12 protein-coding genes are annotated in these 16,040 nt (G+C 65.0%); 8 read left to right on the forward strand and 4 right to left on the reverse strand.

Features of this window, described 5'->3' with window-relative positions; translation table 11 throughout:
- Positions 1 to 81: 81 nt before the first annotated feature.
- Positions 82 to 3,630 carry a TM0106 family RecB-like putative nuclease gene (locus ATJ78_RS05175; RefSeq protein WP_098406626.1) on the forward strand — a complete coding sequence of 1,183 codons (3,549 nt, stop codon included), beginning with the start codon at positions 82 to 84 and terminating at the stop codon, positions 3,628 to 3,630.
- Between the two features lie 4 nt (positions 3,631 to 3,634).
- On the opposite strand, the gene ATJ78_RS05180 is transcribed toward ATJ78_RS05175, so the two are convergent.
- Entirely contained in the window at positions 3,635 to 3,937 is a 303-nt protein-coding gene (locus tag ATJ78_RS05180) for a 4a-hydroxytetrahydrobiopterin dehydratase (protein WP_098406627.1), read from the reverse strand.
- Positions 3,938 to 3,962: 25 nt separating this feature from the next.
- A complete protein-coding gene (locus ATJ78_RS05185) occupies positions 3,963 to 5,207 on the reverse strand; it encodes an ROK family protein (RefSeq protein WP_098406628.1) in 1,245 nt (414 codons plus the stop codon).
- Positions 5,208 to 5,342: 135 nt separating this feature from the next.
- Here ATJ78_RS05185 and ATJ78_RS05190 point away from each other — a divergent pair, with 135 nt between their 5' ends.
- From ATJ78_RS05190 to ATJ78_RS05215, 5 genes are all read left to right on the forward strand, one after another.
- Complete coding sequence (locus ATJ78_RS05190) at positions 5,343 to 6,650, forward strand: ABC transporter substrate-binding protein (protein WP_434061486.1); 1,308 nt, start codon at positions 5,343 to 5,345, stop codon at positions 6,648 to 6,650.
- Positions 6,647 to 7,558, forward strand: a complete 912-nt coding sequence (locus ATJ78_RS05195) for a carbohydrate ABC transporter permease (RefSeq protein WP_098406629.1) — start codon at positions 6,647 to 6,649, stop codon at positions 7,556 to 7,558. The genes ATJ78_RS05190 and ATJ78_RS05195 overlap by 4 nt, the downstream gene beginning before the upstream one ends.
- Positions 7,558 to 8,457, forward strand: coding sequence for a carbohydrate ABC transporter permease (locus tag ATJ78_RS05200; RefSeq protein WP_098406630.1), 900 nt, complete (start codon positions 7,558 to 7,560; stop codon positions 8,455 to 8,457). Before ATJ78_RS05195 ends, ATJ78_RS05200 begins: the two co-directional genes overlap by 1 nt.
- 65 nt (positions 8,458 to 8,522) lie before the next feature.
- Positions 8,523 to 10,199 carry a glycoside hydrolase family 13 protein gene (locus tag ATJ78_RS05205; protein ID WP_098406631.1) on the forward strand — a complete coding sequence of 559 codons (1,677 nt, stop codon included), beginning with the start codon at positions 8,523 to 8,525 and terminating at the stop codon, positions 10,197 to 10,199.
- A 200-nt stretch (positions 10,200 to 10,399) separates the two neighbouring features.
- On the forward strand, positions 10,400 to 12,484 hold the full coding sequence (locus tag ATJ78_RS05215; protein ID WP_098406632.1) for an oxidoreductase: 2,085 nt from the start codon (positions 10,400 to 10,402) through the stop codon (positions 12,482 to 12,484).
- On the opposite strand, the gene ATJ78_RS05220 is transcribed toward ATJ78_RS05215, so the two are convergent.
- Both ATJ78_RS05220 and ATJ78_RS05225 read right to left on the reverse strand, forming a co-directional pair.
- On the reverse strand, positions 12,477 to 13,397 hold the full coding sequence (locus ATJ78_RS05220) for an NADP-dependent oxidoreductase (protein WP_098406633.1): 921 nt from the start codon (positions 13,395 to 13,397) through the stop codon (positions 12,477 to 12,479). The two genes, ATJ78_RS05215 and ATJ78_RS05220, sit on opposite strands and share 8 nt — an antisense overlap.
- A 46-nt stretch (positions 13,398 to 13,443) precedes the next feature.
- Positions 13,444 to 14,205 carry an SDR family NAD(P)-dependent oxidoreductase gene (locus tag ATJ78_RS05225; protein ID WP_098406634.1) on the reverse strand — a complete coding sequence of 254 codons (762 nt, stop codon included), beginning with the start codon at positions 14,203 to 14,205 and terminating at the stop codon, positions 13,444 to 13,446.
- A gap of 115 nt (positions 14,206 to 14,320) precedes the next feature.
- Here ATJ78_RS05225 and ATJ78_RS05230 point away from each other — a divergent pair, with 115 nt between their 5' ends.
- Positions 14,321 to 14,965 carry a nucleoside/nucleotide kinase family protein gene (locus tag ATJ78_RS05230; protein ID WP_098406635.1) on the forward strand — a complete coding sequence of 215 codons (645 nt, stop codon included), beginning with the start codon at positions 14,321 to 14,323 and terminating at the stop codon, positions 14,963 to 14,965.
- On the forward strand, positions 14,958 to 16,031 hold the full coding sequence (locus ATJ78_RS05235; protein WP_098406636.1) for a VanZ family protein: 1,074 nt from the start codon (positions 14,958 to 14,960) through the stop codon (positions 16,029 to 16,031). Before ATJ78_RS05230 ends, ATJ78_RS05235 begins: the two co-directional genes overlap by 8 nt.
- The last annotated feature ends 9 nt before the right edge of the window (positions 16,032 to 16,040 follow it).

A 16,040-nucleotide genomic window follows, 5' to 3' on the forward strand; every position in this document is an offset into this window, starting at 1 on the left:
CTACGTGCCCCTCGGCGGGTCGGACATCAGCTGAATGTCCGACCCGCCGAATAGTGTGAGAGGGCACCACGAGGGGAGCACATGTTCTTTCTGAACGAGACAGCTGAGCCGCGCATCGTCACGAGCGCGAGCGACCTGACGCAGGCGTCGCAGTGCGAGTGGGCGTTTCTGCGCAAGCTCGACGCCAAGCTCGGCCGCATCCCTCTCATCGTCGAAGAGCGCGACGCCATGAATAAGCGCACCTCAGCTCTGGGCGACGAGCACGAAGCCCGGGTGCTTCAGCAGTACCGCGATCGGTTCGGCACCGGGGTTGTCGAGATCGATCGGCCAGCTTCCATGACTGCCCGAGACTTGCAGGATGCCGCTGACTCGACGCTCCGCGCTTTTGAAGCCGGTGCCGACGTTGTGTTTCAGGCGACGTTCTGGGATGGCGCGTTCGTCGGGTTCGCCGACTTCATCGTTCGTCAGCCTGACGGCAGCTACGAGGTGCAAGACACCAAGCTCGCGCGCTCCGCGAAGATCACGGCGCTGCTGCAGCTCGCCGCCTACGGTGAGAAGATGGCGGCGCTCGGCATTCGCGTCAGCCCCATTGCGCGACTCATCCTCGGCGATGGCCGCCATAGCGAGCACCGCCTGCGAGACATCGTCCCGGTGTATCGGCGACGCGTCGCGCGCCTGCAGCGCATTATCGACGAGCGCGTCGCCGACGCAGGCGCGATCGCGTGGGGAGCGACGGGTTACATCGCCTGCGGCCGATGCGACCTGTGCGAAGAGGCCGTGCACGAGCACCGGGACGTGCTTCTCGTCGCGGGGCTCAGCGTGCGGCAGCGAGCCAGGCTACTCGAGGCTGGAATTACGACGATCGATGCGCTCGCCGCAGCATCCGACCCCCTTCCCGACATGACCGAGTCGACGTTTGCCGGTCTACGCGAGCAGGCACGTTTGCAGCTCGAATCCGACGGTAGGGATGCTGCGGACGCAGCGAGCGCAGGTTCGCCCGCTGTTCGCGTCTTCGCTCCTGACGCTCTCGCGGCGATCCCCGAGCCCGACGAAGGAGACATCTTCTTCGATTTCGAGGGAGACCCGCTGTACAGCGAGACGCGCTCCGACGGCACCGTCGAGTGGGGGCTCGACTACCTGTTCGGTCTCATCGAGGCAGACGGGACGTTCCGCGCGTTCTGGGCGCACAGTTTTGCAGAAGAGCGTCAAGCGCTGCTGGATTTTCTCGAGTATGTGCGTGAGCGCCGCGAGAAGCACCCGGCCATGCACATCTATCACTACGCGTCGTACGAGCGCACCCATCTGCTGTCCATCGCCGCTCGGCATGGTGTCGGCGAGCAGGCGGTTGATGAGCTGCTGCGCGCGCACGTGCTTGTCGATCTGTATCCGATCGTTCGTCACAGCGTTCGCGTGGGATCACGCTCATACTCGATCAAGAAGCTCGAACCGCTGTACATGGGCGACGAGCATCGCGATGGAGACGTCACGAACGCGGGCGATTCCATCACCGAGTACGCGGAGCTGAGCGTGCTCAGGGCAGCGGGTGCGGCGGGGGATGCACGTGCTGCCGCCGAAGCTCAGCGCATGCTCTCCTCGGTCGCTGACTACAACGAGTACGACTGCGTCTCGACGCTGCGCTTGCGTGATTGGCTGCTTGGTCACGCTCGCGCCGCCGGCGTGCATCCCCTTGGCGCGGCCGACCGCGATGAGCTCGACATCGAACCGTCGCCTCTGCACGACACACTCATCGGCTTCGCCGGTGATCCGCTGGACCCCGCGCGCACAGCCGACCAAGCAGCGCTCGCGATCTCGGCGGCCGCGATCGACTATCACCGACGCGAGCAGAAAAGCTTCTGGTGGGGGCACTTCTCGAGGCTCGTCGACCCGATTGATGATTGGGCCGACACGCGTGACTGCTTTGTCATCGACCGCGCCGTGCTCGACACCGATTGGCATCGCGAAGGCAGGCAGCGCAGCGACCGCAGGCACCTCGTCGTTCGCGGGTCATGGGCTCCGGGCAGCACCGTGAAAGCCGGCGCGAAGCCCTTCGCGCTCTATGATCAGCCCGCTCCATGGCCCGACCTGCACGCTGACCCGGGCGCTCGCGTTGCGCGGCAAGTGACGATTCTCGACGTCTTCGACGACGGCCGGATGCTGCTGGAAGAGACGCTCGGGCGCGACATCGAACCGTACACGAGCATGCCCGTGGCGCTGACTCCCGAGAGTCCGCCGCGCCCCGGAACCCAGGTCGATGCGATCGCCTGGTGGGGGCAGAGCATCGTCGACGCCCTCGGCGACGCCGCTGTTTCCGCAGCATCCGACCCCGCTGAGATCTCGAAGGCGCTCACGGCCGAGCCGGTGCTCGACCTTCTGCGTCGAGTGCCACCTCGGACGCACACCGGCTTGCTGCCGCGAACCGGCGACAACCTCGCCGACGTCACGAACGCGGTGCTCGACCTCGACGACTCGTACCTTGCCGTGCAAGGGCCGCCCGGTACGGGCAAGACCTACCTCGCCTCTCATCTCATCGCCGAGCTTGTGCGGCGGCACAAGTGGAAGATCGGTGTCGTCTCGCAGTCTCACGCCGTCGTCGAGAACGTGCTCGATCGCGTTGTGACGAGTGCGGGACTCGATGCCTCGCTCGTGGGCAAAGCGCTCAAGCAGGGCGACGCCGCCGATGCCCACGCGTTCACCGCGCTCGACAAGAAGCAGTACCTGACGTTCGGCCTCGACAACGATGCGACCGGCTACGTCATCGGCGGCACCGCGTGGGACTTCAGCAATCCGGCGCGCGTCGGTCGTCGAGGCCTCGACCTTCTCGTCGTCGACGAGGCGGGCCAGTATTCGCTCGGGTCGACGATCGCTGCGAGCGTCGCCGCGCGCAACCTTGTGCTGCTCGGTGACCCGCAGCAGTTGCCGCAAGTGAGTCAGGGCACGCACCCAGAGCCCGTCGACGAGTCGGCGCTGGGCTGGGTGAGCGCGGGGCACGACGTGCTGCCCGACGAGCTCGGCTATTTTCTGGCCGAGAGCCGTCGCATGCACGATGACGTCACCGCTGTGGTCTCGGAGCTGTCCTACGAGGGGGCGCTGCGCTCGCATGAGTGCGTCGGTGAACGCACCCTCGAGCAGGAGTTGCCCGGCCTGCACGTGCGCCCCGTGAATCACGCGGGCAATGCGACGGCGTCCCCGGAGGAGGCCGCGCGCGTGGTCGAGATCGTCCGCGACCACGTCGGTCTCGCGTGGACGGATCCCGACGAAAAGCGCGTGCGAGACCCGCTCACCGAACGAGACATCATCGTGGTCTCGCCGTACAACGCGCAGGTCGCCGAGATCCGCGAAGCGCTCGACCGCGCCGGCCACCGAGACGTTCGTGTTGGCACCGTCGACAAGTTTCAGGGGCAGGAGGCCGTGATCGCAATCGTGAGCCTTGCAGCATCCGACCCCGGTGAAGTCCCGCGCGGCATGGCCTTCTTGCTCATGAAGAATCGGCTGAACGTGTCGATCTCGCGGGCGCAGTGGGCCGCGTATCTCGTCTATTCGCCGGCGCTCACCGACTATCTGCCGACGACGCCGGGCGAGGTCGCGCAGCTCAGCGCCTTCATCAGCATGGTCGACGGCGCCGAGGGGTAGTCGCCTACTCCGCCGAGATGTCGAGGTTGCGCGCCGCGACGGAGATCTGCTTCGCCAGGTCGATGTCGCGCTGTGTCAGCCCCGACACGTCATGGGTCGACAGCGTCACTGTGACGTTCGGGTAGCGCAGGCCGACGTCGGGGTGGTGGTTCGCCTGGTCGGCGAGCTTGCCGATTTCGACGACAAACTCGACGCCCTTCGCAAACGACCCGGTCTCGAACCGCGCGCGGGCACTGTCCCCTTCGGCGTGCCAGTCGGCGACTCCCGATTGCTCGGCAAAGCGTTCTGCGGAGATTCGATCCATCATGCCTTCAGGGTAGCCTCGCGTATCGTCAGAGAACAGGGGGTTGCCGACTGGCAGCGTGCAGTTCATCCTGTGCGGGCACGGTGATTGTGAGGGCATTGTCACGGATGTACTCGAGGGCGTGCGTGATCGCCCCCACGCTGACGATGCTGTCGCTCAGAGTGGACGCTCTGAGCTCTGGAGCGGGAGGATGCGTGAGCTTCGCCATTCGAGGTGCCGTGCGCCCCAGCAGGGGGTCGATCGCTGTCGCAACAGCTCCCGCGATGATGATCCGCTCCACATCCAGAAGCCCCGCAAGAACAGCGCAGATGCGCGCGAGGCGGTCAGCGATGCGGTCGATGATCGAGAGTGCGAACGCGTCATCCGCATCGGCAGCGTGGAAGACCGCACGGGCATCCTGCTGTGTTTCGGGAAGATGAGCGAGCGCACTGGATTCAGGAACTTCCCCCTGACGCAGAGCCTCGCGCAGCCAGTCCCGCGCGAGCGCGCCGATTCCGTCAGAGTTTCCGACGCCGTCCACGAGGGAGAGCAACCGCATCTCACCTGCCCCGCCACGCGCGCCGCGGACAAGACGACCGTCGACGACGTATCCGGCGCCGAACCGCTCTCCCGACAGGAGCGTCACGTACGAGGTGGCTCCCGAGCCCTGACCGCGAACGCCCTCGGCGACAGCAGCGAGATTCGCATCGTTCTCGACCACCGTGGGCCAGCCGCGCAACGCGAAGTGCTCGGCGTACCCCGGATTCATGCGACGCCAGAAGCTGTTCTGCCCTTCAGGGGAGTGCCCCTCCGCGTCCGTGGGTGCCGGGACTCCGACGACGATGCACAGAACGTGTCCTGCCGGAACATCGGCCTCGCGGAGTGCGTCATCGACGACGCCGTCTGCGGTCGCGAGGCGTGCCTGAGCATCCTCGGAATCGGGGTCGACCGCGGCCTGCGTCCGTGACAGTTCCCGAGCGCTGAGGTCGCTGACAATCGCGGTCAGATGGTGCTGACCGGCATCCAGCCCGATGACGACTCCGGCGTCCGCGCGCAGCGCATACCGTCGCGCCGGGCGCCCTTTGCGGTACTCGCCCGCGGCACGCGCGTTCTCCAACTCGCGCAGCCACCCCGATGCCACGAGCAGATCGCAGAGCGCGATGACCGTCGAGCGGGTGAGACCCGTCGCGGTCATCGCGTCGCTGGCGGTGAAAGCTGGGACATCCCACGCGTAGCGCAGAATCGCACCCGCGTTCTGGGGACCGCGCGGGGACACCGGCTGTTCTCGTGTCATCGGTGCGCTCCCTCGGACTCGGCTCCTACTTGATCGTAGCGATGAATCAATTCTTCTGCCCGCGTCGAGAGGGTGGGACTAGATAAATTGTGCTCTTACATTTAGTATCTAAATCTAATGCTCGACGAAAGGACAATGGTGTCTATGAGAATGAAGCGCGCGGTGCGTGCGCTTGCGGCTGCTGCCGGAGTTGCGGTCGCGGCGAGCCTGCTGACAAGCTGCAGCGCCGACGGTGCGGAGACGATCCGCTTCACCTTCAGCAAGCGCGAGGCGATCTCGTTCATGACGGATCTGGTTGCGAAGTACAACGCCTCGCAGGACGACGTGAACGTCGAACTGGACACGTCGGGAGTCGACGTGGTCTCGGCCAGCTTCGTCCGAGGCAATCCGCCGGACCTCATGCTTGCGAACTACAACATGGAGGTCTCGCGATTCGTCGAGCGGTGCGCGCTGAGTGATCTGTCCGGAACCAATGCCGCGAGCAGCATTCGCGAGGACCTGCAACCCTACATGGATCAGTACGGTCACTGCGAGGGCCGGACAAGCGCGCTGCCGTACTCGATCATGGCGGCATCGGTGATCTACAACAAGGCGATCTTCGACGAGCACGGTCTCGAAGTGCCCAAGACCTGGAGTGAGCTTGTCGACGTATGCGAGAAACTGAAGGATGCCGGCGTCACGCCGTTCTACGCCACGTTCAAAGACGACTGGACCGTCGGCCAAGGTTGGTTCGACTACGCGGTCGGCGGCAGCCTCGACGTCATTGACTTCTTCGAGGCGCTGGAGGAGGAAGGCGCGGACGTCGGTCCGGACTCTGACGTCTCCTTCGCCAAGGAATTCGCCGAACCGCTCGACAAGATCAGCGAGCTCGGCAACAAGTACGCCAACAAGGATGCCGCCAGCCGTGCGTACGGCGACGGCAACCTGGCCTTCGCCAAGGGAGAGGCGGCGATGTACCTGCAGGGTCCGTGGGCTTTCAGCGAGATCGCGAAGACCGATCCCGACCTCGACCTCGGAACCTTCCCTCTGCCGATGACGGACGACCCCAATGACCTGCGCGTGCGCGTGAACGTCGACCTGGCCGCGATGATCCCGGAGGGATCGAAGCACAAGGAAGCCGCTCGAGACTTCCTTGAGTACCTGTATCAGCCGGAGGTCATCGAGAAGTACAACGAGTCCCAGCTGGGCTTCACTCCGACTACCGATGCGCCTGATCCCAGCGATCCAAGGATTGCGGGGATGATCCCGTATTACAACGACAGCAAGATCTATCAGGGTCCGTCCGTGCTGATCCCGAAGACGATCCCCGTGTTCAGCTACGCGCAGTCGATCATGCTCGGAGCCGACCCGGAAAGAGTTCTGCGCACGCTCGATGCTGACTGGGCGCGCCTCGCATTCCGTCAGCCGGCACGTGACAGCGAGACAGAGGAGTCCGCGAAATGAGCACAACCGCACGCATCGTCACTCGTGGCGGTCATTCGGCGCCTCGGTCGAAGCGCCGCGTCGAGCCGATTTACTATCTCTTCCTTCTCCCGAGTCTGGCTCTCTTCACGCTTGCGATTACGATTCCCGGAATCATCGGAATCTTCTTCAGCTTCACTGATTCCATTGGCATCGGAGACTGGCAGTTCATCGGGTTCATCAACTACATCGCGGCGTTCAGCGACCCAGCGATTCTGGAGAGTTACCTGTTCACATTCGGGTTCTCGATCGCCACGGTCATCCTGGTCAACGTGATCGCCTTCCTCCTCGCTGTGGGGCTGACATCGCGAATCCGGATGAAGACGGGACTTCGAGCGATTTTCGTGATTCCCATGGTCGTATCGGGCATCATCATTGCCTACGTCTTCAACTTCCTGTTCTCCAACTCGCTGCCCGATGTCGGAGCCGCCCTCGGCATCCCGTTCCTGTCGACGAGCCTGCTGGCGAACGCCGATCTCGCATGGATCGCTATCGTCATCGTCACGGCATGGCAGGCCGTGCCAGGAACCCTGCTGATCTACATCGCCGGGCTACTGGCGATTCCCGTCGACGTGTACGAAGCCGCGGACATCGATGGTGCGTCGAAGGCTCAGCAGCTGATGCGCATCACGTTGCCGCTCGCCGCCGGGTATGTCGTGATCAATGTGATTCTCGGCTTTAAGAACTTCCTGAACGCCTATGACATCATCGTCGGACTCACGAACGGTGGGCCGGGCACCGCGACACGCAGCGTCGCGATGACCATCATCGCCGGCTTCAACGGAGGGGACTACGCGTACCAGATGGCCAACGCCACGATCTTCTTCATCGTGGCGATCCTCGTTGCTCTCCTGCAGCTCTCAGTCACACGCGGAAGGAACGCACTCTGATGTCTACGCGAACTGAAGCCCCGAACAGCACCCGCCTGCTCACCGTCGATGGAACAGCGAAGCGTTCGCGCTACGCCATGGAGCGTGTGAACTGGTCGGGCACGATCATCCTCATGCTCTGTGCCGTTACAGTGTTGCTTCCGCTGTACGCGACCGTGACGATGGCGTTCAAGACGACCGATCAGGCCGTTGACGGGAACGCTTTCTCGTTGCCTGCGCCCTTCACGATCCAAGGATTCATCGACGCGTGGCAGTTAACGAAGTTCCCCGTCGGGTTCGCGATGTCGGTGCTCGTCACAGCGGGAACCGTTGCAGCAACAATCATCCTGGCCTCGTTCGCGTCCTATGCGATTATGCGCAACTGGGACAGACGACTGTTCCGCTGGTCGTTCTTCTACCTGCTTGGCGCAATGTTTATCCCGTTCCCGGTCGTCGCCCTGCCGCAGATCCAGCTCACCGGCCGCTTGGGACTCGATAACCCGCTGGGCGTCATCTTGCTCGCCACGATGTTCCAGCTCAGCTTCAGCGTGCTGCTGTTCACTGCGTTCCTGCGCTCCATCCCGATGGAGCTCGAAGAGAGCGCGCGCATCGACGGAGCATCCACCTGGCAGACATTCTGGAAGCTCATCTTCCCTTTGCTGGCACCGATGAGCGCCACCGTCGGCATTTTCGCGTTCCTCTACGCATGGAACGACTTCATGATGCCGTCACTCATCATCTCCGACCCTAGCCTCCAGACACTCCCAGTCAGGCAGAACCTTTTCCAGACCCAGTTCAGCAACAACTACAACGTGGCGTTCGCCTCATATCTGATGGCGATGGCCCCGGCTATCGTCGCCTACCTGTTCGCTCAGCGCTGGGTGATGGAAGGAGTCATTCAAGGAGCTGTGAAAGGCTGAATGACAGTGATATTCGGCACGTTCCCCGCACGCATACCGAAAACGCACGAAAGGCAGTAGAACAAATGACCACAGTGATCGACAGCAAAGCCGCCGACCACCCCGCCGAGGCAGGCGATGCCACTTGGTGGCGCCAGGCGACCGTCTACCAGATCTACCCGCGCAGCTTTGCCGATGCGAACGGCGACGGCATCGGCGACTTGAGCGGAATCACGAGTCGCGTGCCCTACCTGAAGCGTCTGGGAGTGGATGCTGTCTGGCTGAGCCCCTTCTACCCGTCAGCGCTCGCCGACGGAGGGTACGACGTCGACGACTACCGCGACGTCGACCCGAAGATCGGCACCCTCGACGACTTCGACGAGATGGTCGCGGCTCTGCACGCGGCAGGCATCAAGCTGATCGTCGATATTGTGCCGAACCACAGCTCGAACCGGCACGTGTGGTTTCAGCAGGCGCTCGCCGCAGGCAAAGGGTCGCCGGAGCGTGACCGCTACATCTTCCGCGACGGACTCGGCGAGAACGGGGAGCTTCCGCCGGCGGACTGGACGGCGATGTTCGGCGGACCGGCGTGGACGCAGGTTGATGATGGCCAGTGGTATCTGCACCTCTTCGCCGAAGAGCAGCCGGACTTCAACTGGCAGAACCGCGACGTGCGCGATGACTTTCTGACGACGCTGCGGTTCTGGAGCGATCGCGGGGTCGACGGCTTCCGCGTCGACGTGGCGCACGGGTGCGCCAAAGACCTTCCCGACGTGCTGCCGTCGCAAGCCGCACTCGATGCGACGCCGACGACCGACGGGCAGCATCCGCTCTGGGACCGCAACGAAGTGCACGACATCTATCGCGAATGGCGCGAGGTGCTGAACGAGTACGATCCACCGCGCATCGCCGTGGCTGAGGCATGGGTCGCCTCCGCTGAACGACGCGCACGCTACGCCAGCCCAGACGAACTCGGTCAAGCGTTCAACTTCGACCTGCTCGAGGCCGACTTCGACGCCGGGCAGTTTCTCGAAATCGTCAGCACGAACCTCGCCGAGGCGAAGATCGCCGGCTCGTCGACGACCTGGGTGTTCTCAAACCACGATGTCGTGCGGCACGCCACGCGCTATGGTCTGCCTCCGCTGAACGGGCGCGACGTCAAGCAGGGCGCTGACTGGCTGCTCTCCGGAGGCACGACGCCCGAGCTCGACATCGTGACGGGGCTGCGGCGCGCTCGCGCAGCATCCCTGTTCATGCTCGGCCTGCCCGGCTCGGCCTACCTGTACCAGGGCGAGGAGCTGGGGCTGGGCGAAGTTGCGGACATTCCGGCTGACCGGCACCAGGACCCCGCGTTCTTCCACAACCCCGGTGTCGACCCCGGTCGAGACGGATGCCGCGTGCCGCTGCCCTGGACGCGGTCGGGTGACTCGTTCGGCTTTGGTTCTGCCGAGGCGCACCTGCCCCAGCCCTCGTGGTTCGCCAGGCTGTCTGTCGAGGCGCAAGACGACGATCCCGCCTCGACACTCAACCTCTACCGTCGAGCGCTCGCGCTGCGCGATGAGTTGCAGACGGCGGAGTCGCTCGAATGGCTTGAGTCCGAGTCGGCAGATGTGCTGCACTTCCGACGTCCGAACGGCTGGGAGGTCGTCACGAACTTCGGCACTGAGCCGATCGCGCTGCCCGAGGGTGAGGTGCTCATCTCGAGCGGCGATCTCGGCGACGGGATGCTTCCCGGAGAAAGCACGGTGTGGCTCAAGAACTGAGGTCGGTGCGCCGCCGCCTGCGGCTCCAGCTAGGCCGATTGTGCGACCCGGGCACGCAGCGTCGCTGCGCCGGGTCCGCTCAGATCGTCAAGGTAGGCCGTGCGTCCGGGCATGCTCATCACCAGTGCGAGAGTTGATCCGCTCACACGTGGCCCGCTGCCCGCCCGGCTGGCCCGTCGCGTTCCACATAGAGTATCGACATGAGCACCGACACCGTGGTGAGCGAGGCAGCATCCGACCCGCTTTTCACGCCCCTGCGCATCGGAAACGTCATCGTGCGCAATCGGCTGATGCAGGCGGCGCACTCGAAACTGTACGCGGTTGGCGGGCGGGAGTCTCAGCAAGAGATCGACTACTTCGCCCGGCGTGCAGAAGGTGGCACGGCGCTGTTCATCGCAGGCAACCGGTTCGTGCATCCGTCGAGTGCGATTCGCGGCTTCGTCGACGGCTGGCGCACCGACATCGTCGAGGCGGACACGGCGTTGACGGATGCTGTTCACGAACGCGGCGCTCGCATCTTCGCTCAGCTGAACCACCACGGCGCCCAGGCATCGCCCGACGGTCCCGAGGGTCCGCGACCAGTGATCAGCGCCAGTCGAATGATCTCGCCATCGACCGGCGCAGCGACGATTGAGGCGACGGATGCTGACATCGCGGCGTTCGTCGACGGCTGGGCGCTCACAGCCGAGAACGCGATACGTGGCGGGTTCGACGGCGTCGAGGTGCACATGGCGCACGGATACCTGCTGCACCAGTTTCTCTCTCCGCTCTACAACCGCCGCACCGACGAATACGGCGGTTCGCTCGAGGCTCGGACTCGGTTTCCGCTCGAGGTGCTCGCCGCGGTGCGGGCCCGCGTGGGAGACAAGCCGGTTGTCGGAATCCGCATCGTCGCGAACGAATTCGATGAGAGCGGACTGAGCCGCGACGATTGCCTCGCCATCATCGACCACCTGCGGCACCACGTGTCGATCGATTACATCAACCTCGCAGGCGGCGAATACCATCAGGTGCACTATGTCTTTCCGTCATCGGCGATGCCGTCGGCCTGGTTGCGAGACGACGTTGCGGCGGTCAAGCGACGAAACCCTGACATCCCCGTCTTCGGCGTCGGCGCGGCCGCGACGGTCGATGACGCCCGCGCCGTGATCGCCGAGGGCGTCGCCGACATGGTCGCTCTGACCCGAGCGCAGATCGCCGATCCGGATCTCGCGACAAAGCTGCGCACGGCTGCCCCCGTGACGCACTGCATTCGGCTCAACCAGGGGTGTCTCGCGCGCACGGGAGCAGGGCTTCCCATGGGCTGCACCGTCAATCCCGTTGTCGGGCGCGAGGGTCAGCGAAGCATTCCGGCACCGGCGTCGCGTGTCGCGCACGTCGCCGTCATCGGGGGAGGAGCAGCGGGTCTGAAGGCGGCGGCAGAACTCACTCGCAACGGCCATCGCGTGACGTTGTTCGAAGCGACGGCGCAGCTCGGCGGGCAGCTTCATCTCGCCCGCCGCGTCCCGGGTCGCGAGACGGTGCAGCTGCTCATCGACGACCTCGTTCGCGATTCCGCCGACGTCGACATCCGGCTCGAAACGCGAGTCACGGCGGAACAGCTTGTCGCAGCATCCGACACCTATGACCACGTGATCATCGCAACCGGGTCGCGACCTGCGCAGCGCGGCACGAGCGTCGGCGGTGTGACGGATGCTGCCTCGGCAGCGCTCTCGATGCTCAACGACGCGCCGGGCATCGTGTCTGCATGGCAGGCGGTCGCCGAGCCGCACCAGCTGCGATCTCCCGCGCTCATCGTCGACCACGACGGCACGCCGTATTCCGCGGGCGTGGCGCTCGCCGTGGCCGCCGCGACAGACGACGTGCGGCTTGTCACCCGCTTTGACACCGCGTTTCCGTTCATTCGGGGCAGCCAGGACCGCGACCACCTGCATCGGCGCCTGTTCCGCACGCCGGGCACGCCGGGGTCGCTGCCCGACGGAGCATTCACGATCAACGTCTCTGAGACGGTCGTCGATTTCGACCCGGATGCTGAAGTGGCGATGCTGCGCAGTCTCGCCACGGGACGAGAGCGCACGGTGACGGCGCGCAGTGTCGTTCTGGCGACGCCGCGTGAGCACGTGCCGTTCGAGAGCGCGCCGCTGTCGGAGCTCGGCATTCCCGTGTCGGTGATCGGTGACTCGCGTGCGCCGCGCACCATCGATGCGGCGATCTTCGACGGCTTCGAGGCAGCGTTTGCGCTTGGAAAAGCTCCTGCCTCCGAGCGCGCAGCGTCCGTCAGCTGAGCGTCAGCACGATCTTGCCCCGCACGTGTCCTGCGATCTGACGCTCGTAGGCGTCGCGCACCTGCTCGATCGGGTAGCGTGCTGCGATCGGGAGCACGATGGCGCCCTCGGCGATGCGAGCCGCGAGGGCACGCAGCTCATCGGTTGTGCTCTCGGCTCGACCGAACGTATTGAATCCGCGCGTGGCCCCGTAGGGCTTCTCGGCAATCGTATTGATGCGGTCAGCGGGGATTCCGAGCGCCTCTGCCGTGTCGAGCGTTTCGCGGCCCGCGTGGTCGAGCACGATATCGACACCGTGTGGCGCAGCATCCCGAATTCGCTCAATGAGTCCGTCGCCGTATGCGAGCGGTAGCACGCCGAGGTCGCGAAGAAAGTCGTGGTTGCCCGTGCTTGCTGTGCCGATCACTGTCGCTCCGAGTCGCACGCAGAGCTGGCTGACGAGCAGGCCGACGCCTCCCGCAGCGGCGCTCACCAGAACCGTGTCGCCGTCGGCGACGTCCATGCGTCGCACGATCGCCGTTGCCGTGCGCCCCGCGATGTCGAGGCAGGCAGCCTGCTCGATGGGCATGCCGTCGGGCACTGAGTTCAGCGTCTCCGCGCGAGCGAGGATGTAGTCGGCTTGCGCATGCATGCGGGCGCCGCCGAACACCGGATCGCCCACCTTCCACTGCGACACGCCATCGCCGACGCGATCAACGACACCGGCAAAGTCGTTTCCGTTGCCGGCCGGAAGCGTCACGTTGAACCGGCTGGCGTTCTGAGGGTCAGCCGCGATCTTCCAATCCACCGGGTTCAACCCGGCGGCGTGTACACGCACTCGCACCTCGCCGGGCCCTGCGTCAGGAACCTCCTGTTCGACAACCTCGAGGACCTCTGGCCCACCGAACTGGGCAAACTGCACTCGTCTCGCCATGACGCTCCAATCGACTGTTCCAGGTTCTCACTGCGAGGTGCGCTTGTCAGGAGCGAAGGTGCGAGGCGCCGTTCGCATCGAGGATTGTGCCCGAACACCACGCGGCCTCGGGCGACGCGAGCCAGAAGACCGCCGCGGCGATCTCGTCGGGTGTGCCGACTCTGCCGAACGGACTCTGAGCACGCAGCGCGTCTCCCTCTACGCCCGTGAGTTTCGGACGCTGCCGGGGAGTGGCGACGAAACCCGGTGCAACCGACGTTACTGAGATGTCGTGAGGAGCGAGGGCGACGGCAAGCGACTGGCCCAGAGCGTGCAGAGCCGCCTTGCTCGCGGCATAAGCAGGATGCTCCGGCTCGCCGCGGAACGCACCGCGTGAACCGATATTCACGACCGCGCCCGGCGCCTGCCGCTCAATGAGGTGCGTCGCCACCGCCCACGCGAGATTGGCTGCTCCCAGAAGATTGACGTCGAACATCTGGCGAAACACGGCGGACCAATCGGAGTAGGACGACTCGCCGATCACGTGCCGATTTGCTGCAGACGGCGCGATGCCGGCATTGCAGACGAGTACGTCGATCGTTGCGAACTGTTCGAGTGCCGCGTCCACGATGCCTCTCGCGCCATCAGCGTCGCCGATGTCGCCCGACACGAGCGTATGGCCACGGCCCGGCAGGCCACGCAGCGTCGCTTCGGCGCCCTCCCGATTGCTCACGTAGTGAACAGCGATGCGGTCGCCGGCCTCGGCAAAGCGATGCGCAACCGCTGCCCCGATTCCGCCGGTCGCGCCTGTGACGAGGATCGATCTCACGCATGCTCCCAGGGTCTCGGCATCGAACTGTCGTGCACAACGCTCGCACTTCGGCACCGGGCCGTCAACATGAGCGCGTCCCCGGCAGCTCCGCGGCAGGTGGCACACTCGAAGGGTGGCACAAGCACTCACTGAACTCGCGGCGGCGATCCGCAGCATCCGTCCCCTGGGTCAGCGCACGATCGTGGGCATTTGCGGTGCTCCAGGTGCGGGCAAGACAACCGTGGCTCGCACGCTCGTGGCCGAGCTTGGAACGACCGCCGCGAACGTGCCCATGGACGGCTTCCACCTCGCAGATGTGACGCTTGACGACCTCGGCATTCGAGACCGAAAGGGTGCTCCGGAGACTTTCGACCGGCACGGCTATGCCCGGCTGCTTGCCACGCTCGCCGCGCGTCTCGACCACACCGTGTATGCACCCGGATTCGAGCGAGACATCGAGCAGCCGATCGCGGGAGCCATAGCGATCGAGCAAAGCGTGGACGTCGTCATTACCGAGGGCAACTATCTGCTGCTCGATGGCTGGGAGAGCGTTCGCGATGCGCTCGACGAGGTGTGGTTCGTTCGCGAGAACGATGCCCTGCGTCGCGAGCGGCTGATTGCCCGGCACATTGAATTCGGCAAGAGCTTGGATGCTGCCACAGCATGGGTCGAGCGGGTCGACGACGCGAACGCTCACCTGATCGAGGCGACGGCGGCTCGCGCAGACCGCGTTGTCGAACTCTCCGCGGAATCGTCGGTACGATCGTCGGGTGAGTAGCGCCCTGACTCCAGCCCTCGTCGCCGTTCTCGTCGGGTGCGGTCTCGCCGTGCTCGCGTTCGTGCCTTTCGTCGCCGTGAGCTACCGGCGTCGCGGCGAGATGACGCTGTGGCGCAGCATCCTGTGGTTTGCGGCGCTCATCTACAGCATGGCTCTCTGGACCTACACGCTCCTTCCGTTTCCGCAGAGTCATGACATCACGTGCGTTCCGCCGCAAACGGTGCCGTTCATGTTCGTGAACGATGTCGCGCACCACGGCGTCGGCAGCGTCGGCGCCCTCATGCAGAACCCCGCGGCCGTGCAGGTTGCTCTCAATGTCGTGCTCTTCATGCCCCTCGGCTGGTTTCTGCGGCGATTGGGCGGCCGCGGTTTCATCGTCGCGACGATCGCGGGTTTCGTGGTGTCCATGCTGATCGAGATCACCCAGGTCACGGGCATTTGGGGGCTGTACTCGTGCGCCTACCGCGTCTTCGACGTTGACGATCTCATCGCCAACACCGCGGGCGCGCTGGCCGGGTCGATTGTCGGCACGCTGCTTGGAAAGCGGCGGGAACAGCGAATGGATGCTGGCGCACCACGCCCCATCACGGCAACGCGGCGCCTGCTCGGGATGCTGTGCGACGTCGCTCTCATCTGGCTGCTTGGCTGGATTGTGGTCGCCGTGAGTCTCGTGCTCGCCCTGTTCGACGGGCGGTCAGAACTCGCGGTGCCGATGTTCGTGTTCGACGCCGCGGCCTTTGCCGTGCCGTTCGTGGCACAGTTGATCTCAGTGCTGATCGGCGGCGTCACTCTCGGTGAACGCATCGTGCTGATCCGTGCGCTGCACGGCGTGACGCCCGCTGCCGTTGCGCGCCCCCTCAGGTTTCTGCTCGGCATCGGCGGCTACATGCTGCTGCTCGAGTGGCAGACATCGATCGGCGGTCTGCTTCTCGCGGCGCTCGTTGTCACGTCGTTCATCATGGTATTCACGACCCGGGGACACCGCGGTTTCGCACTCGCGGTGGCCGCGATGGAGGTCGAGGACGCACGCATGCCTCACGAGCGCGGCGACGCGCGGCGGCCCTGAACCGGCGCT

This window comes from Paramicrobacterium agarici (assembly GCF_002563955.1).
GTDB lineage: Bacteria > Actinomycetota > Actinomycetes > Actinomycetales > Microbacteriaceae > Paramicrobacterium > Paramicrobacterium agarici.

Coding starts and splice junctions, on each gene's coding strand:
- ATJ78_RS05195 (WP_098406629.1), top strand. CDS start 6,647: ATGAGCACAACCGCACGCATCGTCACTCGTGGCGGTCATTCGGCGCCT.
- ATJ78_RS05205 (WP_098406631.1), top strand. CDS start 8,523: ATGACCACAGTGATCGACAGCAAAGCCGCCGACCACCCCGCCGAGGCA.
- ATJ78_RS05185 (WP_098406628.1), bottom strand. CDS start 5,207: ATGACACGAGAACAGCCGGTGTCCCCGCGCGGTCCCCAGAACGCGGGT.
- ATJ78_RS05215 (WP_098406632.1), top strand. CDS start 10,400: ATGAGCACCGACACCGTGGTGAGCGAGGCAGCATCCGACCCGCTTTTC.
- ATJ78_RS05175 (WP_098406626.1), top strand. CDS start 82: ATGTTCTTTCTGAACGAGACAGCTGAGCCGCGCATCGTCACGAGCGCG.
- ATJ78_RS05190 (WP_434061486.1), top strand. CDS start 5,343: ATGGTGTCTATGAGAATGAAGCGCGCGGTGCGTGCGCTTGCGGCTGCT.
- ATJ78_RS05200 (WP_098406630.1), top strand. CDS start 7,558: ATGTCTACGCGAACTGAAGCCCCGAACAGCACCCGCCTGCTCACCGTC.
- ATJ78_RS05220 (WP_098406633.1), bottom strand. CDS start 13,397: ATGGCGAGACGAGTGCAGTTTGCCCAGTTCGGTGGGCCAGAGGTCCTC.
- ATJ78_RS05180 (WP_098406627.1), bottom strand. CDS start 3,937: ATGATGGATCGAATCTCCGCAGAACGCTTTGCCGAGCAATCGGGAGTC.